Genomic DNA, 25,472 nt, shown 5'->3' with positions numbered 1-25,472 from the left:
TGTCCGGGAGGGTTTGCCCTGGAGGTGCCTCATGGGGAACACTGGCCCGCGGTGGACATCACACTCATAGTCGTCCTGGTCATCGCGTTGGCCCTCTTCTTCGACTTCACAAACGGTTTTCACGACACCGCCAACGCGATGGCGACACCGATCGCCACCGGGGCCATGAAGCCCAAGGTGGCGGTCACGGTCGCCGCGGTGCTCAACCTCGTCGGCGCGTTCCTCAGCACCGCCGTCGCGACGTCGATCTCGCACGGCCTGATCAACGAGGGGCCCGGTGGCGTCGCGATCTCGCCCGAGATGATCTTCGCGGGCCTCATCGGCGCGGTCGTCTGGAACATGATCACGTGGCTGCGCGGGCTGCCGTCGTCGTCCTCGCACGCGCTGTTCGGCGGGCTCATCGGTGCCGCGATCGTGGGTGCCGGGTTCAACGCCGTGAACTACGCGGCCCTGCTGACGGTCGTGATCATCCCCGCCTTCCTGTCGCCGGTCATCGCCGCGCTGGTGTCCTTCCTGTCGACGCGCATCGCCTACCGGATCACGAAGCGCCCGGTGTTCCCGAACGAGCGCGGCGGCTTCCGGATCGGCCAGATCTTCACGAGCTCGATGGTGTCGCTCGCGCACGGCACGAACGACGCGCAGAAGACGATGGGTGTCATCACCCTCACGCTGATCGCCTCGGGTGCTCAGTCGTCGAACCAGGGCGTACAGTTCTGGGTCGTCGTCGCCTGTGCGCTCGCGATCGCCCTCGGCACCTACACCGGTGGCTGGCGCATCATCCGGACCCTCGGCTCGGGCATCACCGAGATCCGCGCGACGCAGGGCTTCGCGGCCGAGGCGTCCACCGCCGCGACGATCCTGGCGTCGAGCCACCTCGGCTTCGCGCTCTCGACCACGCAGGTGTCCTCCGGCTCGATCATCGGTGCCGGGCTCGGTCGCCGCGGTTCGAAGATCCAGTGGTCGACGGCCGGCAAGATCGTCATCGCCTGGTTCATCACCCTGCCGGCAGCGGCAGCGGTCGGCGCGGTGGCCTCGGGCATCGCGCGTCTCGGAGTGACCGGTCTGGTCATCGACGCGCTCGTCGGTGCCGCCGTGATCCTCGGCCTGTACCTCTGGTCGCTCCGGAAGCCGCACGAGCAGGCCGCCGCGATCGAGGTCGACGTCGCCGCGAACGCGGTCTTCACCCGCAAGGAGCTCCGCGACCTGCAGCGCAAGAAGCGCGCCGAGACCGTCGCCGCACGCCGTGCCGAGCTGAGCCGGGAGCGCACGCTCCGCCGGATGGCCGGCCGCAAGGGAGGTCGTCGCTGATGGGCATCGACTGGTTCGCGTTCCTTACGGTCGCGATCGTGTCACTGATCGGCGCGTGCTTCGTGGTCACCGTGTACTCGATCGGCCTGCGCTTCTGGAGCGCCGCCGACACCCGCGCCGGCAAGTTCACCGTGAAGGACGACGGCACGATCGGCCCGGCCACCGTCGGGTTCCCGCACCCCTCGAACGTCACGGCCGCGGTGCGCTGGTTCCGGACGCTGTCCATCGCCTGCTTCGTCGTCTCCGGCGCAGCCGTGCTCTACGGCATCTACCTGATCGTCCCGCAGTTCCACTGACGGCGGTGCGCGCCCTGGGCGCGACCCCCTGACGGCCTGGAGGCGCGGTGCCGGCCCGCACCGCGCCTCCAGGCCGTCACTGCGTGCGTCCACGGCGCGACCCGCGTCGTCCACGCAGGTCGCGACGCGCCCGCGCACGCGGGGGCCCGGACCCGACCGGCTGGACGGGCTACCCTCGTGGGCGTGACCGGCAACGAAGCAGCACAGACCCACGAACGCGCCCAGACCCGCACGGAGACCGACTCGCTCGGCTCGAGGGAGGTCCCGGCGGACGCGTACTGGGGCATCAACACCCTCCGCGCGCTGGAGAACTTCCCGATCACCTCGGTGCCGATCGCGGTGTACCCGGACCTCATCGAGGCCCTCGCCACCGTGAAGCAGGCCGCCGCCCGGGCGAACAAGGCGATCGGGGTGCTCGACGCCGAACGGGCCGACGCCATCGACCGCGCTGCGCAGGAGGTCCGGGACGGCGCCCTGCGCGACCAGTTCGTCGTCGACGTGGTGCAGGGCGGTGCTGGTACCAGCACGAACATGAACACGAACGAGGTGCTCGCGAACCGGGCCCTCGAGCTCCTCGGCCGCGAGAAGGGCGACTACGGGTACCTGCACCCGATCGACCACGTCAACCGCAGCCAGTCCACGAACGACACGTACCCGACGAGCGTGAAGCTCGCGATGATCTTCGGCGTGCAGCGGCTCACGGAGCAGCTGTCGCTCCTGTCCGACGCGTTCGCCGAGCGGGGGCGCGCCTTCGCCGACGTCCTGAAGATCGGCCGCACGCAGCTGCAGGACGCCGTGCCGATGACCCTCGGCCAGGAGTTCACCGGCTTCTCGCACACCATCCAGGAGGACGTCGTCCTGCTCCGCACGGTGATGCCGCTGCTGGCGGAGACGAACCTCGGCGCGACGGCGATCGGCACGGGCATCACGGCGGACCCGCAGTACCGCGACGAGGTCCGTCGGCAGCTGCAGGTCGCGAGCGGCCTCGACATCGTCACGGCTCCAGACCTCATCGAGGCCACGAGCGACGCCGGCGCCTTCATGACCCTGTCCGGCACCGTGAAGCGCAGCGCCGCGAAGCTCTCGAAGATCTGCAACGACCTGCGGCTCCTCGCGTCGGGACCGCAGGCGGGGCTCGGCGAGATCACCCTGCCGGCTCGCCAGGCGGGTTCGTCGATCATGCCCGGCAAGGTCAACCCGGTGATCCCCGAGGTGGTGAACCAGATCGCGTTCGCCGTCGCCGGTGCGGACACCACCGTGACGATGGCGGCCGAGGGCGGGCAGCTGCAGCTCAACGCCTTCGAGCCGATCATCGCGCACTCGATCATGCAGTCCCTGCAGTGGATGGCGAACGGTTGCGCGACGCTCCGGGACCACTGCGTCGTCGGCATCGAGGCGAACGAGGCGAAGCTCGCGGCGCAGGTCGACACGAACGTCGGCGTCGTCACGGCGCTCACGCCGTACATCGGGTACGCGGCGGCGGCGTCGATCGCGCACACGGCGCTGACGACCTCGACGCCGATCGCCACGCTCGTCATCGCGGCGGGGCTGATGGAGGAGGACCAGGTGCAGCGGGTCCTCAGCCCGGCGCGGTTGTCCGGGATCGAACTCGCGACGGGGGCGATCCCGGTGGTCACCGAGGAGATGCTCGACGCCGCGGCGCGGGAGACCCGGCGCGACTGACGGCGCGCGCCTCGCACCGTGCGAGGTCGCGTGCGAGGTCGCACCGTGCGAGGCGCCTACGGTGCGAGGTTCCGACCAGTGTGCGGGGCCGCGCGGGTCCCACACTGCGCGGAACCTCGCACACTGCGGATGCGGGCCTCGCACCGTGCGATGCGCAGCGCGGCGCGGCGTGCGGCGCGCGCTACGGCAGCGGGGACTCGCCGGCCCGCACCTGCTGGGACATCTCCCGCAGGTGCTCCCGCTGCTCGTCCGGCTCCGGCGACGCGCCCTCGTCGATGCGCTGCATGGCGGCGGTCCGGACGTGGTGGGCGGCCGCGATGTCGGCGTCCCGCCACCGTGCCAGCGTGAAGTTCCGCGTGACGTCGCGGAGCGGCAGCCGGATCGACTCGTCCGCCTCGATGCCGGCGAGCAGCTGGCGCATCCGGATCACCTCGGAGTCGAGCTCCCCGCCGACGACGAGCACGAAGTTCGAGATGTACAGGTACACGAGCAGCAGGATCGCGCCGCCGAGCCATCCGTACGCCTTGTTGCCGCCGCCGATCGTCTCGACGTAGATCGCGAACCCGAGCGTCGCCATCGCCCAGGTCACGATCGCGAACCCGGCACCCGCGGACACCCATCGCAACTGCGGCGTCTTCACGTTCGGCGTCGCGTAGTAGAGCGTCGCCACCATCACCACGAGGTCCGCCGCGAGGACCGGCCACTTCGCGACGTTCCACAGGTCGTCGATCCACGGCGCCCACCCGAGCTGTCGGATCACCGCCGCGGAGATCGTCGGCGTCCCGAGCAGGATGACGATCGCGATCGCACCGCCGACCATCACGAGCAGCGTGACGAGGAGCATCATGCTGCGGAACTTCCAGATCCGCCGGCCCTCCTCGACCTCGTACGCCGTGTTCATCGCCCGGCCGAACGCGGTGGCGTACCCGGACAGCGACCAGAGCGTCAGGACGACCCCGGTGGAGAACCCGAGCCAGGGGTTGTCGAGCGTCAGCAGCTGTCGGAGCGGGGTCTCGAGGTGCTCGGCGGTCTCGGGGCGCACGATGAAGCCGAGCACCTCGATGATGTCCGACAGGCTGTCGCCCTGCCGGTCGACCACCGACAACGCCGACACCACCGTGAGCGCGGTGGGGAACACCGTCAGCAGGGCGAAGAACGTCAGGGAGGCGGCCGCGTCGACGACGCGGTGCCGGATCACCGAGTGGTAGGTGCGCCGGACGACGGCGCGGACTCCCGTCCGCTGGAGGTCGCGCGATGCGCTGTCCGGCATGCGTTGTACGGTACCCGACACGTGACGGCCTGGAGGCGCGGGGCGGCGCCGCCACGCGCCTCCAGGCCGGTGGGGGTCCGGTCCGGCGGCCGCTGCCGAGACTCGGCCTGGGCGACGGATCACGCGCTCCGAGGCCCGAGGACGGTCGCTGCGGCCGAGTCTCGGCGGAGCGGGCCCGAATCCCGGGCGTCAGTTGGCGTGGGGGTGCAGCGCGTCGTAGCGGCGGAAGCTCGGCACCAGGCGGAGGAGCAGCGCGACGAGGCCGATGATGAGCACACCGCCGATGATCGGCGGGTACGCGATGCCCGCCGCGACGACGAGGCCCGCGTACAGGTCACCGAGCCGCGGGCCACCCGTGACCACCACGATGAAGATGCCCTGCAGGCGCCCACGCATCCCGTCCGGCGACGCCGCCTGCAGGATCGTGTTGCGGAACACCGAGCTGACGTTGTCCGCACCGCCGGCGGCGGCGAGGAACAGCGCGGCGAGGCCGAGCGCGGGCAGGATGCCGACCGAGAACGCTTCGCCGGACCGACCGCCGAGCACGCCAGCGAGAGCGATGACGACGCCGAAGGCAGCGATCGCGCCGCCGTACGCCGTGATGGCCCAGCCGACGGCCTCGCCCTGGCGGCGGACGTGTCCGAGCGGGCCGGAGAAGACGCTCGAGAGCAGGGCCCCGATCGCGTACGCGGCGGTCAGCGTGCCGACCGTGATCGACCCGCCACCGATCACCAGGGCGCCGATCGCGGGGAACAGGACGCGCGGCTGCCCGAACGTCATCGCGCAGATGTCGAGGACGAACGTCATGGTGATGTTGCGGGACCGTCGGAGGAACCGTGCGCCCTCGATCAGGGAACTGAGCCCCGGTCGGAGGGCACCGTGGTCGGCGGGCATCCTCGGCAGGGTGAAGACGCCGAGGAAGGCGAACGTGAACAGGACGACGTCGATCGTGTACGTCGGTGCGAACCCGACCGCGGCGATGAGCACACCGGCGACCGCCGGACCGACGGTGACCTGGAACCCGGCCGCGATCCCGCCGAGGGCGCTCGCCGCGGGCAGCAGGTCGGTGCCGACCAGACGCGGCACGATCGCCGAGCGTGCGGCGTTGCTGACGGTCGCGGCGACCGCGTTCACGGTCGCGAGCACGTAGAGCAGCGCGACGCTGTGCAGCCCGAGCCAGGCGTGCGTGGCGATCAACGCGACCGCGGCCCAGGCGATGATCGAGGAGACGACCGCGACGGTGCGCCGGTCGAAGGCGTCCGCGAGCATGCCGCCGTACAGTCCGGCGACGATCATCGGCAGCAGGGCGATGACGCCGACGAGCGCCACGGCGAAGGTCGAGTGGGTGATCTCGTAGACCTCGAGGCCGACGGCCACGGTGGTCATCTGCGTGCCGATGCCGGCGATGGCGGTGCCGGCCCAGAGCCGGGCGAAGGCGGGGGACCGGCGGAGCGGGGTGAGGTCGGCGAGGATGCGGCGTCGCGGCGGTGCGGGAGTCGATGGTGTCACGGTGGAACCATTCTGGGGGCTGTCCGCCGTCTCTGGTTGACTTGCGGCATGACTGACCTGAACAGCAAGCCCGAGTTCGACGCCCCCGAGGGCCCGGCCCCCACCGAGCTCGTCGTCACCGACATCGTCGAGGGCTCCGGCGACGTGGCGTCCGCCGGCTCGACCGTCAAGGTCCACTACGCCGGCGTCGAGTACGAGACAGGCGAGGAGTTCGACAGCTCCTGGAACCGCGGCGAGCCGATCGACTTCCCCCTCGCGGCCCTGGTGCGCGGCTGGCAGGAGGGCATCCCCGGCATGAAGGTCGGCGGGCGCCGCAAGCTCGTCGTCCCGCCGGAGCTCGCCTACGGCCCGGCCGGCGGCGGACACTTCCTCTCCGGCAAGACCCTGATCTTCGTGATCGACCTGCTCGGGGTCCGCTGATGCAGGTCGGTGCCCCGACGATCGAGCTGAACGACGGCCACCGGTTCCCCGAGCTCGGTCTCGGCACCTACGGCCTGAACGGCGACGAGGGCGCTGCGGCGATCGGCACCGCGATCTCGGGCGGCTACCGGCTGCTCGACACGGCGCTGAACTACGGCAACGAGGACGCCGTCGGCCGGGCCGTCCGAGAGTCAGAGGTGGCGCGTGAGGACCTCGTCGTCACGTCGAAGCTCCCGGGCCGCCACCACGGCTACGACGAGGCGCACCGGTCGATCGACGAGACCCTCGGGAACCTCGGCCTCGACCACGTCGACCTGTACCTCATCCACTGGCCGAACCCGTCGGTGGACAAGTTCGTCGACACCTGGAAGGCGTTCGTCGACCTCCGTGACAGCGGCAAGGTCCGCTCGATCGGCGTCTCGAACTTCACGCCGGAGCACCTCCGTCGCATCGTGGACGCCACCGGGGTCGCGCCCGCCGTGAACCAGGTCGAGCTGCACCCGTACTTCCCGCAGGCCGCACTGCGGAAGGTCCACCAGGAGCTCGGGATCGTCACCGAGAGCTGGAGCCCCCTCGCGAAGCGGTCGGAGCTCCTCACCGAGCAGCCGATCGTCGACGCGGCCGCCGCGCACGGGGTCGCCCCTGGTCAGGTCGTGCTCCGTTGGCACGTCCAGATCGGTGCCGTCCCGGTGCCGAAGTCGGGCGACGCGGCACGGCAGCGCGAGAACCTCGACGTCTTCGGCTTCGAGCTGACCGACGCCGAGGTCGCGGCGATCTCCGCGCTCGAGCGCGGCCGCCTCTGGGACGGCGACCCGGACACGCACGAAGAGATGTAGACGCTTCGCGTCTGACGGACGGGAGGCGCGGTGCCGGCTGGCACCGCGCCTCCCGTCCGTCAGTCCGTGATGTCGGTCGCGCGGGACTACACTGGACACCCCTCTTTCCCGAAGGGTTGTGTGTGTCCGAACCGACCGAGATCGACCGCGAGCGTGGCTACGTGGACGGGCTCTTCGCCCGACTCGACGAGCTGACCGCCGAGGCCGAGCAGCGACTCGCCGAGACCCGCCGTCAGGCGGTCGGCGGGAACCACCAGAGCCGCAGCGAGCGCGATGCCTACGCACGGCTCTACGAGGACACCATGGCGACGCTCGAGCGCGTGGGGGACCGGCTGGTCTTCGGGCGGCTCGAGGTCTCCGAGCCCGACAGCGACGAGGACGCCTTCCGGTACATCGGCCGCGTCGGGCTGCGCGACCGCGAGCACCGGCCGCTCCTGCTCGACTGGCGCGTCCCGGGTGCCAGCGCCTTCTACCAGGCGACCGCCGCGCACCCGATGGGCATGCGTGCGCGCCGGCACCTGACCCTCGACGGGCGCAGGGTGGTCGGCATCGAGGACGAGGTCTTCGACGCCACCCTGTACGACGACGAACGCACGCACCTGCAGGGCGAGGGCGCACTGCTCGCGGCCGTCACCGCCGAGCGCACCGGTCGGATGACGGACATCGTCGCGACCATCCAGGGCGAACAGGACCGGATCATCCGCTCCCCGCTCGAGGGCGTCCTCATCGTGCAGGGCGGGCCCGGCACGGGCAAGACCGCCGTCGCGCTGCACCGGGCCGCGTACCTGCTGTATTCCTACCGCGAGCGGCTGCGGGGCTCCGGCGTGCTCATGGTCGGTCCGTCCCCGGCGTTCCTGACCTACATCGAGCAGGTGCTGCCGTCCCTCGGTGAGACCGGTGTGGTGATGGCCTCCCTCGGGTCGCTCTACCCGGGCGTGCACGCCACGAAGCACGACCAGCGCGACGTCGCCGCGGTGAAGGGCTCGGCCGAGATGGCCCAGCTGTTCCGCCGTGCCGTGCGGTCGCGGCAGGTCGTCCCCACCGAGTCCGTCACGCTCGACGTCGAGGGCGAACGGCTCGTCGTGCCGCCCGAGCTCGTCGCCGACGCCATGAAGCGTGCGCAGGACCGCGGCAAGCCGCACAACGTCGCCCGGGTCACGTTCAACAAGATCGCGCTCGACTCGATGACCCGCCTGCTCGCCGACCAGCTCCGGGCCCGCGGCACCGCGGTCGACGAGGCGGACGAGAAGGTGCTGCGCGAGGACATCCGCTCGTCGTACGACGCCCGCGTGCTGCTCAACACCGCGTGGCTGCCGCTGCCGCCGGACAAGTTCCTCGAGGACCTCTACGCCCGGCCGAACTGGCTCGCGTCGCTCACCCCGCACTGGACCCCGGAGCGCCGTGCCCTGCTGCTGCGTGCGCGTGGGACCGCGTTCACGGTGGAGGACGTCCCGCTCCTCGACGAGGCCGCCGAGCTCCTCGGCCCGTTCGACCCGACCGGCGGCGCGGCGAAGCGTGCGGCGAAGGCGAGCCGGAACCGCGACATCGAGAACGCCCGTCAGGCGATCGAGAACATGGGCGTCGAGGGCATCGTCACCGCCGAGCAGGTCGCCGGCTCCTTCGCCGAGGGCGGGGACGCCCGGAGCACCGCCGAGCGCGCCGCCGAGGACCGCGAGTGGACCTACGGGCACATCGTCGTCGACGAGGCGCAGGAGCTCTCCCCGATGCAGTGGCGGGTGCTGGCCCGTCGGAACCCGCTGCGGTCGTTCACGATCGTCGGCGACATGGCCCAGGGCTCGTCGCCCGGTGCCGCGCGCACCTGGGACGACGCCATCGGCGCCCTCGCTCGCCGTCGCCGGGGCCGTGCGCCGCAGGTGCCGATCGCGCACCGTGTCGAGGAACTCACGGTGAACTACCGCACGCCGCGCTCCATCGTGCAGGCCGCGGGGGAGTTCGCCGACGCGGCCGGGCTCTCGGTGACCCGGAACGAGGCCGTGCGCGACGGCGACCCGGTGGTGCGGCTGCAGACGGCACGTGCCGACCTGCTCGACACGGTCGCGTCGGTCGTCGACTCCGAGCGGGACCACATCGGCGCCGGCACCATCGGCGTCATCGTGCCCGAGGCAGAGGTCGACGCCGTGCGGCAGCGCCTCGCCCGGACCGAGGCGGACGTCCGGTCGCTCGGGTCGCCGCGGCCCGGGTCGGTGACGGTGCTGACCGGTGCCGACGCCAAGGGCCTCGAGTTCGACGGCGTGCTGCTCGTCGACCCGGAGCGGGTCGGGGCGGACGCGGCCCGGGCCGCCGCCGCGGTCTACGTCGCGATGACGCGTCCGACGCGGCGGCTGACGGTCGTCGACGTGGCGTGAGCGCCGGCTGCGTCACGTCGTGACCGGCGGACGGGAGGCGCGCGGCGCGTCCGTCAGGTCGGGGTGCCCTCGGCGCGCACGCGCGTGACCAGAGCCGCCCACGGGCCGTCGAGGCGGGTGCCAGGGATCGTGACGGTCGTCCGTTCGACGGTGATCGTCCACGTGTAGTCGTCGCGGACGCCCGGCGCCGGAGCGCTCGGGGCGTCGCGGGGCAGAGAGTCGACGAGGTTCGACCAGTCGGACGGGTCGTCGCAGGCGTCGGTGTCGACCCACCAGCCCTGTGAGAGGCCAGCGAGCCCCCCGGTGCGGCGGACGTCGATGCGCATGCCCCGACCGTACGCCCGGCGCCCGGGTCAGTCGAGTACGCCCACCGACCGCCAGGCGTCCTGCACCGCGGTGTGCTGCGACGAGTCCGCACCGAACCGGGCAGCGGCTGCGTCGACCGTCACGGTCGCGAACCCGGCGAAGTCGATCGACGCGGTGACGGCGTCGGAGGTCAGGGCGTCCCACCAGACGGCTCCGGCCCCGTCCCACACGTTGCCGCCGATCGCGGTCGCTGCCAGGAAGAACGCGTGGTTCGGGATGCCCGAGTTCGTGTGCACCCCGCCGGCGTCCTCGGTGGTGTCGACGTACCCGGCCATCGTCGCGGGTTGCGGGTCCTTGCCGAGCACCGGGTCGTCGTAGGCGGTGCCGGGAGCGCGCATCGAGCGCAGGGCGACCCCGCGCACGGCGGCCGTAAAGAGCCCTTCGCCGATGAGCCACGAGGCCTGGTCGGCGGTCTGGTGTGCGGCGTACTGGGCCACGAGGGAACCGAAGACGTCGCTGATCGACTCGTTCAGCGCGCCCGACTGCCCCTGGTACGTCAGGTCTGCGGTGTACTGCGTGACGCCGTGGGCGAGCTCGTGGCCGATGACGTCGACGGCGATCGTGAAGCGGTTGAAGACCTCGCCGTCGCCGTCGCCGAACACCATGCGGCTGCCGTCCCAGTAGGCGTTGTCGTAGTCCTGCCCGTAGTGCACCGTGGCGTCGAGGGGGAGTCCGGCACCGTCGATCGACACCCGGCCGAAGACGTCGAGCCAGAACGCGTGCGTTGCCCCGAGGCCGGTGTACGCCTCGTCCACCGCGGCGTCGCCGGAGTCGGGGTCGCCCTCGTGCCGGACGGCGGTGCCGGGCAGCGTCGTGCTGCCGTGCGCGTCGGAGATCGTGCGCTGCGGTGACCGGTCGACCGTGCCGCTGACGCCCTGCGGACGGGCACGGTGCTCGTGCTTCGGGCGCTGCACGGTGTCGAGCGATGCGAGGGCGGTCCGGGCGGCCGAGGCCGCGCGGGGGAACGCGCGGGCTTCGGCGACGGCGCGGAGCAGGTACGGCGGGACGACGGATCGGACACGGTCGGTCGGGGTCATGGCGTCATGCAACCACCGGGCACCGACAGGGACGGTCAGCGCTTGCGGTTCTCCACCAGCCCGAGCGCGTACGACTCCCACCACTGCCCGGCAGCGGGTCCGCCGTTGCACGTGCCGTCGCTGAGGCCGGGGGTCTTCACCCAGAGCAGCGCGTCCAGCCGCGTGGAGCCCCGCGTCACGTGCGGCGCCTGCCCGAGCCCCGCGCCGTCCGGGTTGCACCACGTGCCGCGCCACCCCTGACCGTTGCGCGAGACGTCGATCACGAAGTGCGGGTCGTCGCCGATCGCGTCGGCGAGCTGGTCGGCGTAGGCGCGCTCCTGGTCGACGCGGTAGAAGTTCGACACGTTCGTGAAGAAGCCCTGCGTCCGGTCGACCCCGGCCGCGCGGAGCCACTTCGCCATCGTCGCGGTCGGCACCCGGTTCTCGTTCCCGCCGTCCAGGTACACGGTGAGGCCGTGCCCGGTGAGTTCGTCGACGGCCTTCCGGAGCAGGGGCAGCCGGTCCTGCTCGAGGCGCTTGCACACCTGGATCTGGGCGATGGCGTCGGGTTCCACGAGGACGACCGCCCGGGAGCCCGCCATCGCCCGCACGGCGGACCGGACCCACGGCAGGTACTCGTCGGCCTGTGTCCCGCCCTTCGAGTAGCTGCCGCAGTCGCGGTCGGGCACGTTGTAGAGGACGAACACCGGGGTCTTCCGCTGGGCCTCGGCACTCCGCACCACGTCGCGGATCGTCTGCCGGGTCTCCGTGACCGAGGTGTTCGTGAGCCAGGTCGCGATCGGCTGGTCGGCGATGACGGCGATCTTGGCGGCCGTCGCGTCGTCCCCGTCGGCCCGCGCCTGGGACTCGCGCTTGCCCGGTTGGTTCTCGTCCGCCGGTTGCCGGGCGAGGCCTCCGGGGAACGCCCCCGAGGCGGACTTCCGTTCGGCGACGTGCCGGCCGTCGGTGCCGGATCCGCGGGGCAGGACGAGCACGAGCGTCGTGACGAGGGCCGCCACGACCACCGCCGCGATCCCGATCCACGTCCACTGACGACGGGCGGAACTGCGACGTGCACGGGTTCCCTCGACACTCGGCATACGCCCATGCTCGCAGGTGGGGAGGGGGAACGCCCAGCCACACCGGGCGTTCCCCCAGGCGTGGCGCTGGTTCCTGTCAGGACCATCCCGCAGACTGGCGGGATGTTCCGGAAGCTCCTCCTCCTCGCCCTGACCGCGGCGTACGCCTGGGTGATCTGGCGGATGACACTGACACCGCAGGTGTTCACGTCGGCGCAGAACTCCCTCGTCCTGCACGCGATCGCCTGGGTCCAGCAGCTCCCGCACGGCACGTGGTTCACCTACGAGCGCACCGAGTTCCTCGCGAACATCGCCATGTTCGTCCCCGTCGGGATGCTCGCCGCGCTCTGGCTCCCGCGTCGCTGGTGGATCCTCGGCGCCGTCGTCGCGGTCGTGCTCTCCACCGGCATCGAGTTCGCGCAGGCGACCTACCTGCCGTACCGCGTGGCCGACCCGCGCGACGTGCTCTCGAACGGCCTCGGCGGTCTGCTCGGTGCGACGCTCGTCGGACTCTTCCGCAGCCTGTTGCCCGCGCCGCGACGCCGCCGACTGCGTGCTCGGACCGCCTGACACTCTGGTAGTCTTGGGCGGTTGCCGTCGAACGGCCGCGGACAAAGAGCGCTCGTGCATTCGGTACGGGCACCGCGCAACGGACAGGAAGGGGATCATCCATGGCACTTGACGCGAAGGTCAAGCAGGAGATCATCGAAGAGTACGCGACCCACCCGGGCGACACCGGATCCCCCGAGGTCCAGGTCGCCGTTCTGACTCGTCGCATCAACGACCTGAACGAGCACCTCAAGGAGCACAAGCACGACCACCACTCGCGTCGTGGTCTGCTGCTCATGGTCGGTCAGCGTCGCCGTCTCCTCGGCTACCTCTCCGACGTCGACATCGCCCGCTACCGTGCGCTCATCGAGCGCCTCGGCCTGCGTCGCTAGTCGACCGACCCACGCTTGACCGGACGCCCCGGTCCTCCTCGTGAGGACCGGGGCGTTCTTCCGTTCCGAGCGGGATCGCGCGGGAATGGTTGCACCAGGACCTCGGTTGAGTACGATGTTCATGCAAACGCATCGAAAGTCGGGACTCACCATGACCACCATCGCCGTCGTCTCCGCCGGGCTCTCCGAGCCCAGCTCCACCCGCCTGCTCGCCGACCGCCTGGCCGAGGCGACCGTCGCGTCGCTCGCCACCCCCGGTCGCGACGGACAGTCTGGAGGCGCGGCGACGGTCCTGCACGTCGACCTGCGTCCGCTGGCGCACGAGATCACCGACGCGATGCTCACCCGGTTCGCGGCCCCGGCACTGTCCGCGGCCATGGCGGCCGTCGTCGAGGCCGACGCGGTCGTGTTCGTCACGCCCGTCTTCACCGCCGGGGTGAGCGGGCTGGCGAAGTCCTTCCTGGACGTCCTCGACAAGGACGCACTCGCCGACATGCCCGTCCTCCTCGGAGCGACCGGCGGGACCGCACGGCACTCGCTCGCGATCGAGCACGGCCTGCGCCCGGTCTTCGCCTACCTCCGTGCCGCCGTGGTGCCGACCGGCGTCTTCGCCGCGACGGACGACTGGGGGAGCGCGGGCGACTCCGCCGCCCTGGACGGACGCATCCGCCGGGCGGGAGACGACCTGGCCTGGGCGATCCGTGCCTCCAGGCGGACCCCGCAGGAAGCCGACGCGCTCCCCGCGACGGCGGACTTCGCGTCCCTGCTCGGTGGCCTCGGCCACTGACCCAGTCTCTTAGACGGCCCACAGGGGTCGCCGGGGCCGGGTGCAGCCCACACCTGGGTCGTTCACCGGCGCGCTCGGGAACCTCGTCATGACGACGAGGAGGACCGATGGACACCAGCGGGAACGGCAGGCGAGGCGGCCTGACCACGAGTGCGCTCGTGAGCGTGGGCGGGGTGATCGTCGCAGCGGTCACGGGCGTGGGACTGTGGTTCGGGCACGAGCAGGCCTCGACGACCGAGGGCTCCACCTCCGAGACGCAGACCTCGACCGACACGCAGTCGTCGACCGACACCGGGACGGCGACCGACCAGGGCGTGACGCAGGGCGGCAGCAGCGCCGGCGACTCGGACGCCACGACGACGGGATCGTGACCGTGCGCGCCGCCGCCGAGTGGGAGCTCTGGACCACCACCGCCCGCGTCGTCCTGGACCACCGGGACCGACGCCGCCTCGCGGCCGCCGAGGCCTGCGTCCGCGAGGTCACCGCCGCCGTGGACGCCGCGTGCAGCCGCTTCCGGCACGACTCCGAACTGGTCTCCCGCTCCGCCGAGCTCGTCCGCGGCGCCGAGGTCTCGCCGCTCCTGGCCTCGCTCGTGCACCAGGCGATCGACGCGGCCCGGGTCTCCGACGGCGACGTCGACCCGACGCTCGGCGCCCGCATGGTCTCCCTCGGCTACGACGCCGCGTTCGCCGACGCGCCGCCCGTGCCCACACCCGAGGCGGTCGCCCGCGAGCTCGACGGCCGCCCCGCCTGGCAGCGGGTGCTGCTCTCCGGCACCTTCCTCCGTGTGCCCGAAGGTGTCACGCTCGACCTCGGTGCCACTGCGAAGGCCGCGGCGGCCGACATGGCCGCGGCGAGCATCACCGCCCGGCTCGGCATCGGCGCGCTCGTCTCCCTCGGCGGTGACGTCGCCACCGCCGGCCCGGATCCGTCCGGCGGGTGGCAGGTGCGGGTGCAGGACCTCGACGACGACCCGGCCGACCGAGTGCGGATCGCCGCCGGCTGGTCGGTCGCGACCTCGAGCACGCAGAAGCGCCGGTGGGACCAGGACGGGCACGCCCGGCACCACATCCTCGACCCGCGGTGGGGGCTGCCGGCCGAACCGGTCTGGCGCTCGGTCACGGTCGTCGAGCCGTCGTGCGTGTCGGCGAACACCCTGACGACCGCGGCGGTGGTACGTGGGCACGGTGCGGTCGCGGTGCTCCGGCAGAGCGGTCGAGCGGCACGGTTGGTCGCGGCGGACGGCTCGGTCGTCCGGGTCGGCGGCTGGCCGGACGAGGACGCCCGCGCCGCCTGAGGTGCGCTGGTCAGTACCAGTGCGGGTTGACGCTCATCTCGTGGTTCCACGCCCCGCACGGCGAGCCGTAGGCGTCGTGGATGTACGCCAGGCCCCAGTTGATCTGCGTCGCCGCGTTCGTCCGCCAGTCCGCGCCGGCCACCGACATCTTGTTCGCCGGCAGCGACTGGGGGATGCCGTACGCCCCGCTCGACGCGTTCAGGGCGTTCGCACGCCAGCCGGACTCCTGCGTCCACAGCGAGACGAGGCACGAGAACTGGTCGGAGCCCCAGCCGTACGAGCCGATCGCGCTCCGGGCGTAGGCCTGTGCCGCGGCCGGGTCGACCACCACGCCGCTCGAGCTCGGGTAGGACGACCCCGAGCCGCCGCTCGTCACGGGGACGGCCGTGTTCGTCGCCGCTGCCGCGTCCGCCGCCGCTTGGCGCTTCCGCTGCTGCTCGGCCTTCTGCGCCGCCACCTGCACGCCGAGCTGGTAGCGCTGCTCGGTCGAAGCGGTGGTGTTCTTCAGCGACGCGAGCTGCGCGTACAGCTCGTCGCTGTGCTCCTGCGTGTCGGCGACGGCGGCCTTCGCGACGGCCTCCGCCGACTTCGCGGCGCTCGCCTTCGTCTCGGCGGCGTCGGCCAGGTCGGCGCGTTCGTCCTCGGCGCGGGTCGCCTGGTCGTGCAGCGACGACGCGGTCTTCGCGGCGACGGACGCGTCGTCCATCACGCCGGCCCACGTCGACGACAGCTGGTCGAGCGCGCCGAGCTGGTAGAGCAGCTGGTCGGGGTTCTTCGCCGTCGCGATGCGGGTGGTCATCTCGTTCGAGCTGCCGTCGCGGTACAGGTTGGCCGCCAGCTGACCGGCGCGCTGCTGCGCACGGTCGGCGGTCTTCGCCGCCTGGTCGGCCTGGGCCTGGAGGCTCGTGGCGGCCTGGGTGGCGGAGGCCAGGTCCGCCTCGGCCCGGTCCGCCTTCTCGGAGGCGTCGAGCGCCGCCTGCGACTTCGCCGCGGCGGCCGCCTGCGCCGCCTCGAGCGCGGCCTGCACGCGGGAGACCTCGGCCTTCTTGGACGCTTCGTTGCCCTTCGCGCGCTCGACGTCCTGCCAGCTGGGGTACTCCGTCGCGGTCGCCGGGACAGCGGTGACGACGGGGGCGACGAGCGCGCCGACGACCACTGCGGCCGCGACGAACAAGCCCCGGGTGGGGGTGAGGCGCATGGCAGCAGGGTACCGAGGACACGCCCGTTCGCCGTGAGCCTCGCCGCCGATTCCCTGCGGACTGGTAAAGTCCATCACGTCCGGGGACCGTTTCCCCGGGCGTCAGACAAACACTGCGCAGGCCGGGCACGGAGCTGGTCATCGGTGGTGGCTCGCGGGCCGGACGGTTTCCCGAGTGCTTCTACTGCTGGCCAGACATGCGTCCCGATCCCTTCGGCGCGCACGCACCATCGGGTGCCGTGGCCCCAGCCTGCCGAACACTTCAAGGAGGCACCCTTTTGGAGGGTCCCGAGATCAAGTTCGCCGAGGCCGTTCTCGACAACGGCAAGTACGGCAAGCGCACCGTCCGGTTCGAGACCGGTCGGCTCGCACAGCAGGCACAGGGCGCGGTCGCCGCGTACCTCGACGAGGACACGATGCTCCTCTCGGCCACCAGTGCCGGCAAGCACCCGCGTGAAGGATTCGACTTCTTCCCGCTGACCGTCGACGTCGAGGAGCGCTCGTACGCCGCCGGCAAGATCCCCGGTTCGTTCTTCCGTCGCGAAGGCCGTCCCAGCACCGAGGCGATCCTCGTCTGCCGACTCATCGACCGGCCGCTGCGCCCGTCGTTCGTCGACGGCCTCCGCAACGAGGTCCAGATCGTCATCACCGTCCTGAGCATCGCTCCGGACGAGTTCTACGACGCGCTCGCGATCAACGCCGCGTCCGCGTCGACGCAGATCTCCGGTCTGCCGTTCTCCGGCCCGATCGCCGGTGTGCGCCTCGCGCTCATCGGTGACCAGTGGGTCGCGTTCCCGAAGGCGTCGCAGCTCGCCGAGGCCGTCTTCGACCTCACCGTCGCGGGCCGTGTCGTCACGGACGAGGCCGGCAACGAGGACGTCGCGATCATGATGGTCGAGGCCGAGGCCACCGAGCACAGCTGGGACCTCATCCAGGGCGGCGCCACCAAGCCCGACGAGGCAGTCGTCGCGCAGGGCCTCGAGGCAGCGAAGCCGTTCCTCAAGCAGCTCGTCGAGGCGCAGGCGAAGATGGCCGCCCAGTCGGCCAAGGAGATCCAGGACTACCCGGTCTTCCCGCCGTACGCCCCCGAGGTCTACGACGCGGTCGAGGCCATCGCGCTGTCCGAGCTCGGCGACGTCTACAAGATCGCCGGCAAGCTCGAGCGTCAGGACGCCGACGACGCCCTGAAGGCCCGCGTCAAGGAGGCCATCGCCGCGAAGGTGTCGGCCGGTGAGCTCCCCGAGAGCGCCAACGGCCAGGTCAGCGGTGCCTACAAGTCGGTCACGAAGAAGGTCGTCCGCGGCCGCATCCTGACCGAGCAGGTCCGCATGGACGGTCGCGGCCTCGCCGACATCCGTCCGCTCGACGCCGAGGTCGCCGTGATCCCGCGCGTCCACGGTTCGGCGATCTTCCAGCGCGGCGAGACCCAGATCCTGGGCGTCACCACGCTGAACATGCTCAAGATGGAGCAGCAGATCGACTCGCTGTCGCCCGTCACCAAGAAGCGCTACCTGCACCACTACAACTTCCCGCCGTACTCGACGGGTGAGACCGGTCGTGTCGGTTCGCCGAAGCGTCGCGAGATCGGGCACGGCTTCCTCGCCGAGCGCGCCCTCGTGCCGGTGCTGCCGTCGCGCGAGGAGTTCCCCTACGCCATCCGTCAGGTGTCCGAGGCCCTCGGCTCCAACGGTTCGACGTCGATGGGTTCCGTCTGCGCCTCGACCCTGTCGCTCCTCAACGCCGGTGTGCCCCTCAAGGCCCCGGTCGCGGGCATCGCGATGGGCCTCGTCTCCGACACCGTCGACGGCCAGACCCGCTACGCGGCGCTGACCGACATCCTCGGTGCGGAAGACGCGCTCGGCGACATGGACTTCAAGGTCGCCGGCACCTCGGACTTCGTCACGGCCATCCAGCTGGACACGAAGCTCGACGGCATCCCCTCGTCGGTTCTCGACGCCGCCCTCAAGCAGGCCAAGGAAGCGCGCTCCGCGATCCTCGGTGTGCTGAACGAGGCGATCGACGCTCCCGACGAGATGGCCGACACCGCGCCGCGCGTCATCTCCGTGCAGATCCCCGTCGACAAGATCGGCGAGCTGATCGGCCCGAAGGGCAAGACGATCAACGGCATCCAGGACGAGACCGGCGCCGACATCTCGATCGAGGACGACGGCACCGTCTACATCGGCGCCGTCGACGGTCCGTCGGCCGAGGCTGCCCGTGCCCAGGTCAACGCGATCGCGAACCCGACGAACCCGGAGATCGGGGACCAGTTCCTCGGCACGGTCGTCAAGATCGCGACGTTCGGTGCCTTCGTGTCGCTGCTCCCTGGCCGCGACGGTCTGCTCCACGTCTCCGAGGTGCGCAAGCTCGCCGGTGGCAAGCGTGTGGAGAACGTCGAGGACGTCCTCGGCGTCGGCCAGAAGATCCTGGTCGAGGTCACCAAGGTGGACGACCGCGGCAAGCTCTCGCTCGCGCCGGTCGTCGCCGACGAGGCCGAGGCCGCGCCGGTGGAGACGGTCCGCGCCCACGGCGAGGACCCGGCCGAGGGCTGATCCCTCCCGCGTCCTGGCACACGAACGGCCGCCGTCCCTTCCGGGGCGGCGGCCGTTCGCCGTTCGCGGGCGCGGGGCGCCGGCTGTGCTGAGACTCGCGCTGAGCGACAGTTCTCGGGCGCCGGGGCCCGAGAACTGTCGCTGACGCCGAGTCTCGGCGCCGGGTGCCGGGCGCCGGGCGTGCCGGTCAGGCGGCGGGGGTCTCCTGCGTGCCGACGAGCTGCGCACGGCCGAGCAGGTGCTCCCGCAGCACGAACCCCACCACGGCGGGCGTGGCGTCCGCGGGCGCCTCGAGCACGGGGACGTCGAGCGCGCTCAGCGTGAAGAAGTACCGGTGCGGTCCGTGTCCGGCGGGCGGGGCGGCACCGAGGAAGGTGTCGGTGCCGAACTCGTTCCGACGGCGGAGCGCCTCGGCGGGCAGCAGCGCGTCGTCGGTGCCGGCACCGGCGGGCAGCCCGGTCGCGCTCGCCGGGATGTCCGTCAGGCTCCAGTGCCAGAAGCCCGAGCCGGTCGGGGCGTCGGGGTCGTAGACCGTGAGCACGAAGCTCTGCGTGCCCTCGGGCGCACCGGACCACTCGAGCGCGGGGGAGCGGTCCTCGCCGCCGGCGTCTCCGCCGCGGGCCCACTCGGGCAGGACGTCGCCGTCGGAGAAGTCGGGACTGGTCAGGGTGAACGAGGGGACCTCGGGGAGGTTCCAGTTGGGATCGTTGGCCATGCGCCCAGCCAACACCCGCCGCCTCGGCTCACGCTCGGTGCGCGAGAGCGACACTCGGCCGCGAAGCTGCGCGGTCCCAGCCGGCAGAGCGACAGATGCACGCGGAGATCCGGCGGCACGCTGTCGCTTTCGCGGCGGACCGGCGCGGGCCGGCCGGCGTGGTGGCGGTGCGGCCTGGAGGCGCGGGGCGGGGCCGACCGGTGCCTCCAGGCCGTCGGGCGGTCGCCTTCGCGGACGCGACCCGCGTCAGGCGGCGAGCACGCGTTCGACGACGCGGCCGAGGGCCGCCGTCGCGGCGATCGCGTCACCGGCGTACGCGCCGGACATGGCGCCGTCGCGCGCGAGCATCAGCTCGTCCGCGCCGTCGCCGGGCAGGGCGTGTCCGGCGTCCTGCAGCAGGTCGGCCAGGCGCTCGGTGTACCAGTCGCGGTGCATCGCGACGACCTCGCGCACGGGGTCGCGGGGGTCGTGGTACTCGGCGGCGGCGTTGAGGAACGCGCAGCCGCGGAAGTCGGGGTCGTTGACCTCGTCGGCGAGGGCGGCGACCCACGCGCGGACGGCCAGCTCGGGGGAGTCGGCGTCGGCGATGAGCTGCTCCATCCGCTGCTGCACGCGCTCGTGCTGCGTCCGGATGTAGGCGAGGATCAGGTTGTCCTTGGACCCGTAGTGCTTGTAGAACGTCGCCTTCGTGACGCTCGCCTCGGAGATGAGACGGTCGACGCCCACGCTGTGGATGCCCTCTTCGTAGAAGAGTCGCGTGGCGGTCTCGAGGACGCGGACCTTCGCGCCGCCGGAGCGGGGAGCCGGGGGGACGCTCGACCCGTCCGACGACGCGAGGTTCGTGCTCGGGCCAAGGAGACGCTGGACGGCCGGTTGGGGGGAATCGACCGTCACAGCGTGGCTCCTTGGACTCATCGGCTCCGCGACTGAGTGGGGGGACTCGTACGTCGCGCAGGACTGATGTCCCGAGCCACCGGATCGAAATCTAGGGGGGCTTTCGATCCGGTAGAAGAACTGTACCACAAGGAGGACAGACAGACGAGTCTTTCTATCCTCCTCGGATGTACCCCACTTCGAGTGACACGGTGTGCGCCTGTCGAAACTGGGCGACGGGCACTCCGGGGTCAGTAGGCTCGTCTGCGATGAACCACCCAGTGCCGTTGCCGCTCGAGGCCCCGGACACGTCGTTCCTGACGTCCGGGGGCGCCTTCGTCCGCCGATCCGTCCTGCCCTCGGGCGTCCGGGTCCTGACCGAGGCCATGCCCGGAGCGAGTTCGACGAGCCTCGGGTTCTGGGTCGGGGTCGGCTCCCGGGACGAACGGGCCGGTCAGTACGGCTCGACCCACTTCCTCGAGCACCTGCTGTTCAAGGGCACCGCGAAGCGTTCGGCCCTCGACATCGCGATCGCGTTCGACTCGGTCGGCGGTGAGCACAACGCCGCCACCGCGAAGGAGTACACCTGCTACTACTCGCGGGTGCGGGACGCCGACGTCCCGATGGCGATCGAGGTCATCGGTGACATGGTCACCGGTTCCGTGCTCGAGTCCGCGGCGTTCGACGTCGAGCGCGGCGTGATCCTCGAAGAGCTCGCGATGGCCGCGGACGACCCGGCCGACGTCGCGGGCGAGGCCTTCTTCGCCGCCGCGTTCGACGGGCACGCCCTCGGTCGGCCGATCGGCGGCACCCCGGAGAGCATCCGTGCGGTCGGGCGTGACGAGGTCCTGGCGCACTACCGCGAGCACTACGCCCCGAACGGCATCGTCGTGACCGCCGCCGGTGCGATCGACCACGACCGCTTCTGCGAACTGGTCGAGGCCGTGTTCCAGGGCGCCCCGAAGGCCTCCCCGCTCGCCCGACGGACCCCGCAGCCCGTGGCCGACCCGGCGATCCCCAAGCTCTCGGTCGTGCACCGTCCGACCGAGCAGGTGAGCATGCTGCGCGGCTCGCAGGGGCTCGACCTCCGCGACGAGCGACGGCCGGTCCTCAGCGTGCTCAACGCCGTGCTCGGCGGCGGCATGAGCTCCCGTCTCTTCCAAGAGGTCCGCGAGCGCCGTGGCCTCGCCTACGCGGTGAGCTCGTTCGCGCCCGCCTACCTGGACAACGGTGCGTTCGGCGTCTACGCCGGCTGCGCCCCCGACAACGTCGCCGGGGTCATCGAGATCGTCGACGCCGAGTTCCGCCGGATGGTCGACGACGGCATCACCACCGACGAACTCCGCCGCGCGAAGGGGCAGATCGAGGGGGCGCTCACGCTCTCGCTCGAGGACTCCGACGCCCGGATGACCCGACTGGGTCGGTCGGAGCTCGGCACGGGGGAGTTCACCGACCTCGCCACCGCCCTCGAGCGGGTGGACCGGGTCACCACGGGCGACGTCCTCGAACTGGCGCGCGACCTCCTGACCCGCCCGACCATCACCTCCGTGGTCGGTGCGGTGCAGCAGGACGAGCTCGCGGCCGCGATCGGGATCGGCGGTTGAGCACCGACATGTCGCACTACCTCTACCTCGTCCGGCACGGCGAGCACCAGGACGCGGAACACGGGCTGCGTGACGGCAAGCTCTCGGAGCGCGGCAAGCGGCAGGCGATGCTCGTCGCCGACCGGCTCGGCGGCGTGCCGTTCGACGGCGTCTACCACTCGCCGCTCGAGGCCCCGAGCGAGACCGCCTCGTTCCTGTCGCAGCGACTCCCGGCGATCCAGCCCGAGCCCTCGACGCTGCTGTTCGACTGCATCCCCTCCGGGCCGACGCCGGACATGCCGCACGCCTACCAGGGCTGGTACGGCGGCATCACGGAAGAGGAGATCGTCGCCGGGCAGGCCCAGATGGGCGACGCCGTGGCCGAGTGGTTCACGCCCGCGCGCGAGGACCGGCACGACCTCCTCATCACGCACAACGCCGTGATCGGCTGGTTCGTGCGCGAGGCGTTCCAGGCACCGGAGTGGCGGTGGATGGGGACGAACGTCGCCCACACCGCGCTGACGATCATCCGCATCCGGTCGGCCAAGCCCGCCGAGGTGGTGGCGCTGAACGACCTGGCGCACCTGCCGGTCGAGCTGCGGACCGGGCTGCCGGTCGATCAGCCGGTCTAGCCGCGGACGGGCTTGCGGTACCAGGCGGTGGCGTTCGGGTTGTCGTTGAACGGCTGCACCCGCGCGTAGCCCCGGCCCCGGTACATCGCGCCCGCGGCGACGAGCGAGTCGTTCGTGTCGAGGACGATCGCGGTCGCCCCGAGCCCCGACGCGGCGGCTTCGAGCGTGTCCATCAGTGCCGTCGCGACCCCCTTCCCGCGGCCCGCGGGCGTCACGAACACGTGCTTGACCTCGAACCGGACGTCGGCGCCGTCGTCCGCGATGCGCCGGAGCCCGCCGCACCCGACCGCGAGGCCGTCGTCGTAGGCGACGGCGAACACCCCGTTCGGTGGCGTGAACTCGGCCGCCGGGGTGCGCTTCCGCGAGTAGGTGCCCTGCGCGCTCGGGAACGTCGCCTCGCGCTCGTCGAGGTACGCGTCGAGCAGCTCGTCGACCTCGGGGATGTCTGCCGGCACGGTCCTGACCTCGAGCGTCATGCGTCGATCCTAGGATGGTGGACATGGTCACTCCCGTCGCCGTCGTCGGCGCCACCGGTCGTCTCGGGGGCCTCGTGGCCGCCGTGGTCGAGGAACTGCCCGAGTTCGAGCTCGTCGCGAGCCTGTCGTCGAAGGACGGCCCGCACGAAGCCGGTCCGTCGGTGTTCGGGGGAGCGGCCGTCGTCGTCGACGTGACCGTCCCCGCGCTGAGCCCCGCCATCGTGGACACCGCCCTCGCGAGCGGCGCGAACGTGCTGGTCGGCACCTCGGGCTGGTCCGGCGACCGGCTCGCGAAGCTCCGCGCCGGACTCGAGTCGCGTCCCGAGCAGGGTGTCTTCGTGGTGCCGAACTTCTCGATCGGCTCGGTGCTCGGCACGCACCTCGCGACGATCGCGGCGCCGTGGTTCCCCTCGGTCGAGATCGTCGAGACCCACCACGCCGGCAAGATCGACTCCCCGTCCGGCACCGCGGTGCGCACCGCCGAGCTCATCGCCGACGCCCGGCGCGAGGTCGGTCCGGTCGAGGCCCCGCACGTCGACCAGCGCGCTCGCGGGCAGCAGGTCGCGAGCATCCCGATCCACTCGCTGCGACTGCCCGGCGTGAAGGCCGTGCAGGACGTCCTGCTGAGCGGCCCCGGCGAGACCCTGACGATCCGGCACGACACGAACGACGACGTCGCCTACGTGGCGGGCATCCGCGCGGCGCTGTCCGCCGTCGGTTCGATGCGGGGCCTGACGGTCGGCCTCGGCAGCGTCCTCGGCATCGGCTGACCCGCCGTGCGCCTGACCCGGTCGCTCCGTTCGCCGTTCTGGGGTGCCGCCCTGATGGCGGTGCTGCTGGCGCTCTACATCGTGCTCGTCGGGCAGCGCGCGGTGGCGTTCATCGCGACCGGGATCCCGATCGGCATCGGCATCGGCGTCGCCCTGTTCGTCGTCGCGGCGATCGGCGCGCTGCTGCTCGTCCTGGAGTTCCGCTTCGGGCTCCGCATCACCCGGCTCGGCGCGCGACTCGAACGCGAGGGCGCGGCGCCGGCAGACGTGGTCCCCGTGCGACCCTCGGGTCGACCGACGCGCGAGGCCGCCGACGAGCTCTTCCCCACGTACAAGGCCGCCGTCGAGACCGATCCGACGGACTGGCGTGGGTGGTACCGCCTCGGCGTCGTCTACGACGCCGCCGGTGACCGCAAGCGGGCGCGTGCCGCGATGCGCGAAGCGCTCACCAGGGCACGCGGTTGACGGACGGGCGCGGCTCGCTCAGCGGTGGCGCGCCAGCGCCACGCGAGCCGCGCCGACCGAGCCTGCGAGGGAGGACGGTGCCAGCTGGCACCGCGCCTCCAGTCCGGTCCGTCGGTGCGTCAGAACGCGGCGTCGACCGCGTCCTCGGCACGCGCGTAGCGGAACGCGTAACCGGACTCGAGGAGCTTCGTCGGCCTCATCTGCTGGCTCGACAGGAGCATCTCGTCCGCCGCCTGCTGCAGGAGCAGTCGGAGGGCGAACTCCGGGATCCGGAACAGGTAGGGCCGGTGCAGGTCCTCGGCGACGCGCTTCGTGATGCGGTCGGCCACGGCGGCCTCGGGCCCGGCGAGGTTCACCGGTCCGGCCACGGCGGCGGCGTCCGGGCTCGTCGCGAGGTGCACGATCGCGCCGACCTCGTCCTCGAGTGCGATCCACGGCCAGTGCTGCCCGCCGGTGCCGAGCCGTCCGCCGAGTCCCGCCTTCGTGAGCGGGACGAGGGGTGCGAGCGCGCCGCCGCCCTTCCCGACGACGATGCCGGTGCGCAGGGTGACGACGCGGACACTCTCTGGTGCGGCGTTCGCGGCGGCCTCCCACGCGGTGCAGACGTCGGCGAGGAACCCGGAGCCCGCGGCGGCGTCGTCCTGCAGGACGTCGGCGGGACGGTCGCCGTAGATGCCCGAGGCCGAACCGGACAGGAACAGCGGCGGCGGGGTCGTGGCGTGGCGCATCGCCTCGACGAGGGTCTCGGTGGCCGTCACCCGCGAGCGGAGGATCTCCTGCTTGTACGTCTCGGTCCACGGGAGCTTGCCGATGTTCGCCCCGGCGAGGTTGATCACCACGTCGGCGCCGTCGAGGATCGCCGGGTCGAGCTTCCGGCTGCCGGGGGACCAGCGGAACTCGGTCGCCGTGTGCGGCTCACGCCGGACGAGGGTCGTCACGTGGTGTCCCGCCTCGCGCAGCGCGCGGACGAGCGGGGTCCCGATGAAGCCGGACGCACCGGCGACCAGGATCGAGAGCGGCTCTGTCGTCATGAC

General features: G+C 71.9%; 26 protein-coding genes. 16 read left to right on the top strand and 10 right to left on the bottom strand.

Features of this window, described 5'->3' with window-relative positions; genetic code table 11:
- The first annotated feature begins 51 nt into the window (after window positions 1-51).
- From CRP27_RS09675 to CRP27_RS09665, 3 genes are all read left to right on the top strand, one after another.
- Window positions 52-1,308: an inorganic phosphate transporter gene (locus tag CRP27_RS09675; protein ID WP_255257524.1), complete on the top strand. Its 1,257-nt coding sequence runs from the start codon at window positions 52-54 to the stop codon at window positions 1,306-1,308.
- A 38-nt stretch (window positions 1,309-1,346) separates the two neighbouring features.
- Complete coding sequence (locus CRP27_RS09670; RefSeq protein WP_255257523.1) at window positions 1,347-1,604, top strand: hypothetical protein; 258 nt, start codon at window positions 1,347-1,349, stop codon at window positions 1,602-1,604.
- A 183-nt stretch (window positions 1,605-1,787) separates the two neighbouring features.
- The gene (locus tag CRP27_RS09665; protein ID WP_097181005.1) at window positions 1,788-3,287 is read left to right on the top strand and encodes an aspartate ammonia-lyase; all 1,500 of its coding nucleotides are present in this window, start codon (window positions 1,788-1,790) and stop codon (window positions 3,285-3,287) included.
- A gap of 181 nt (window positions 3,288-3,468) precedes the next feature.
- Here the strand turns inward: CRP27_RS09665 and CRP27_RS09660 are convergent, their stop codons facing one another.
- Entirely contained in the window at window positions 3,469-4,557 is a 1,089-nt protein-coding gene (locus CRP27_RS09660) for a YihY/virulence factor BrkB family protein (protein ID WP_097180491.1), read from the bottom strand.
- A 189-nt stretch (window positions 4,558-4,746) separates the two neighbouring features.
- The gene (locus CRP27_RS09655) at window positions 4,747-6,066 is read right to left on the bottom strand and encodes an MFS transporter (RefSeq protein WP_097180490.1); all 1,320 of its coding nucleotides are present in this window, start codon (window positions 6,064-6,066) and stop codon (window positions 4,747-4,749) included.
- Window positions 6,067-6,114: 48 nt separating this feature from the next.
- On the opposite strand from CRP27_RS09655, the gene CRP27_RS09650 reads away from it, so the two are divergent.
- The 3 genes from CRP27_RS09650 (at window position 6,115) to CRP27_RS09640 (ending at window position 9,688) form a co-directional block, all read left to right on the top strand.
- Window positions 6,115-6,486 carry an FKBP-type peptidyl-prolyl cis-trans isomerase gene (locus CRP27_RS09650; RefSeq protein WP_022908613.1) on the top strand — a complete coding sequence of 124 codons (372 nt, stop codon included), beginning with the start codon at window positions 6,115-6,117 and terminating at the stop codon, window positions 6,484-6,486.
- Window positions 6,486-7,322 carry an aldo/keto reductase gene (locus CRP27_RS09645; protein WP_097180489.1) on the top strand — a complete coding sequence of 279 codons (837 nt, stop codon included), beginning with the start codon at window positions 6,486-6,488 and terminating at the stop codon, window positions 7,320-7,322. The genes CRP27_RS09650 and CRP27_RS09645 overlap by 1 nt, the downstream gene beginning before the upstream one ends.
- 122 nt (window positions 7,323-7,444) lie before the next feature.
- Entirely contained in the window at window positions 7,445-9,688 is a 2,244-nt protein-coding gene (locus CRP27_RS09640; RefSeq protein WP_176505544.1) for an ATP-binding domain-containing protein, read from the top strand.
- Window positions 9,689-9,741: 53 nt separating this feature from the next.
- Here CRP27_RS09640 and CRP27_RS09635 read toward each other — a convergent pair whose 3' ends face one another.
- The 3 genes from CRP27_RS09635 to CRP27_RS09625 are packed head-to-tail and all read right to left on the bottom strand — an operon-like array spanning window position 9,742 to window position 12,170.
- The gene (locus CRP27_RS09635; RefSeq protein ID WP_097180487.1) at window positions 9,742-10,014 is read right to left on the bottom strand and encodes a protealysin inhibitor emfourin; all 273 of its coding nucleotides are present in this window, start codon (window positions 10,012-10,014) and stop codon (window positions 9,742-9,744) included.
- A 27-nt stretch (window positions 10,015-10,041) separates the two neighbouring features.
- Window positions 10,042-11,091: a M4 family metallopeptidase gene (locus tag CRP27_RS09630; RefSeq protein WP_097180486.1), complete on the bottom strand. Its 1,050-nt coding sequence runs from the start codon at window positions 11,089-11,091 to the stop codon at window positions 10,042-10,044.
- Between the two features lie 35 nt (window positions 11,092-11,126).
- Window positions 11,127-12,170 carry a glycoside hydrolase family 6 protein gene (locus CRP27_RS09625; RefSeq protein ID WP_097180485.1) on the bottom strand — a complete coding sequence of 348 codons (1,044 nt, stop codon included), beginning with the start codon at window positions 12,168-12,170 and terminating at the stop codon, window positions 11,127-11,129.
- A 102-nt stretch (window positions 12,171-12,272) separates the two neighbouring features.
- Between CRP27_RS09625 and CRP27_RS09620 the strand changes: the two genes are divergently transcribed.
- The 5 genes from CRP27_RS09620 (at window position 12,273) to CRP27_RS09605 (ending at window position 15,174) form a co-directional block, all read left to right on the top strand.
- The gene (locus CRP27_RS09620; protein WP_176505543.1) at window positions 12,273-12,719 is read left to right on the top strand and encodes a VanZ family protein; all 447 of its coding nucleotides are present in this window, start codon (window positions 12,273-12,275) and stop codon (window positions 12,717-12,719) included.
- A 101-nt stretch (window positions 12,720-12,820) separates the two neighbouring features.
- Window positions 12,821-13,090: a 30S ribosomal protein S15 gene (gene rpsO / locus CRP27_RS09615; protein WP_070416523.1), complete on the top strand. Its 270-nt coding sequence runs from the start codon at window positions 12,821-12,823 to the stop codon at window positions 13,088-13,090.
- 121 nt (window positions 13,091-13,211) lie between these two features.
- On the top strand, window positions 13,212-13,877 hold the full coding sequence (locus tag CRP27_RS09610; protein ID WP_255257522.1) for a CE1759 family FMN reductase: 666 nt from the start codon (window positions 13,212-13,214) through the stop codon (window positions 13,875-13,877).
- Window positions 13,878-13,984: 107 nt separating this feature from the next.
- The gene (locus CRP27_RS18365; protein ID WP_217990723.1) at window positions 13,985-14,248 is read left to right on the top strand and encodes a hypothetical protein; all 264 of its coding nucleotides are present in this window, start codon (window positions 13,985-13,987) and stop codon (window positions 14,246-14,248) included.
- The gene (locus tag CRP27_RS09605; RefSeq protein WP_217990722.1) at window positions 14,245-15,174 is read left to right on the top strand and encodes an FAD:protein FMN transferase; all 930 of its coding nucleotides are present in this window, start codon (window positions 14,245-14,247) and stop codon (window positions 15,172-15,174) included. The genes CRP27_RS18365 and CRP27_RS09605 overlap by 4 nt, the downstream gene beginning before the upstream one ends.
- A gap of 10 nt (window positions 15,175-15,184) precedes the next feature.
- Here CRP27_RS09605 and CRP27_RS18225 read toward each other — a convergent pair whose 3' ends face one another.
- A complete protein-coding gene (locus CRP27_RS18225; RefSeq protein WP_097180482.1) occupies window positions 15,185-16,372 on the bottom strand; it encodes a hypothetical protein in 1,188 nt (395 codons plus the stop codon).
- Window positions 16,373-16,650: 278 nt separating this feature from the next.
- Between CRP27_RS18225 and CRP27_RS09595 the strand changes: the two genes are divergently transcribed.
- Entirely contained in the window at window positions 16,651-18,924 is a 2,274-nt protein-coding gene (locus tag CRP27_RS09595) for a polyribonucleotide nucleotidyltransferase (protein ID WP_097180481.1), read from the top strand.
- A gap of 187 nt (window positions 18,925-19,111) precedes the next feature.
- Here CRP27_RS09595 and CRP27_RS09590 read toward each other — a convergent pair whose 3' ends face one another.
- Window positions 19,112-19,639, bottom strand: coding sequence for a YbhB/YbcL family Raf kinase inhibitor-like protein (locus CRP27_RS09590; protein ID WP_097180480.1), 528 nt, complete (start codon window positions 19,637-19,639; stop codon window positions 19,112-19,114).
- Between the two features lie 246 nt (window positions 19,640-19,885).
- Window positions 19,886-20,533, bottom strand: coding sequence for a TetR/AcrR family transcriptional regulator (locus tag CRP27_RS09585; protein WP_097180479.1), 648 nt, complete (start codon window positions 20,531-20,533; stop codon window positions 19,886-19,888).
- Between the two features lie 248 nt (window positions 20,534-20,781).
- Here CRP27_RS09585 and CRP27_RS09580 point away from each other — a divergent pair, with 248 nt between their 5' ends.
- Both CRP27_RS09580 and CRP27_RS09575 read left to right on the top strand, forming a co-directional pair.
- On the top strand, window positions 20,782-22,116 hold the full coding sequence (locus CRP27_RS09580; RefSeq protein WP_097180478.1) for a pitrilysin family protein: 1,335 nt from the start codon (window positions 20,782-20,784) through the stop codon (window positions 22,114-22,116).
- A gap of 8 nt (window positions 22,117-22,124) precedes the next feature.
- On the top strand, window positions 22,125-22,727 hold the full coding sequence (locus CRP27_RS09575; RefSeq protein ID WP_097181003.1) for a histidine phosphatase family protein: 603 nt from the start codon (window positions 22,125-22,127) through the stop codon (window positions 22,725-22,727).
- Here the strand turns inward: CRP27_RS09575 and CRP27_RS09570 are convergent.
- Window positions 22,724-23,203: a GNAT family N-acetyltransferase gene (locus CRP27_RS09570; protein WP_097180477.1), complete on the bottom strand. Its 480-nt coding sequence runs from the start codon at window positions 23,201-23,203 to the stop codon at window positions 22,724-22,726. The two genes, CRP27_RS09575 and CRP27_RS09570, sit on opposite strands and share 4 nt — an antisense overlap.
- A 23-nt stretch (window positions 23,204-23,226) precedes the next feature.
- Between CRP27_RS09570 and CRP27_RS09565 the strand changes: the two genes are divergently transcribed.
- Together CRP27_RS09565 and CRP27_RS09560 are read left to right on the top strand one after the other, a co-directional pair.
- Entirely contained in the window at window positions 23,227-23,973 is a 747-nt protein-coding gene (locus CRP27_RS09565) for a 4-hydroxy-tetrahydrodipicolinate reductase (RefSeq protein WP_255257521.1), read from the top strand.
- Window positions 23,974-24,027: 54 nt separating this feature from the next.
- The gene (locus CRP27_RS09560; protein ID WP_097181002.1) at window positions 24,028-24,438 is read left to right on the top strand and encodes a tetratricopeptide repeat protein; all 411 of its coding nucleotides are present in this window, start codon (window positions 24,028-24,030) and stop codon (window positions 24,436-24,438) included.
- 119 nt (window positions 24,439-24,557) lie between these two features.
- Here the strand turns inward: CRP27_RS09560 and CRP27_RS09555 are convergent, their stop codons facing one another.
- Window positions 24,558-25,469 (bottom strand): TIGR01777 family oxidoreductase, encoded by a 912-nt coding sequence (locus CRP27_RS09555; RefSeq protein WP_097180475.1) that lies wholly within the window; start codon window positions 25,467-25,469, stop codon window positions 24,558-24,560.
- Window positions 25,470-25,472: the final 3 nt, after the last annotated feature.

The sequence above is a fragment of the Curtobacterium sp. 314Chir4.1 genome, from assembly GCF_900215175.1.
GTDB classification, from domain to species: Bacteria; Actinomycetota; Actinomycetes; order Actinomycetales; family Microbacteriaceae; genus Curtobacterium; species Curtobacterium pusillum_A.
The sequence above is the reverse complement of the archived record's forward strand: the minus strand, read 5'-3'. Positions and strand labels throughout refer to the sequence as shown.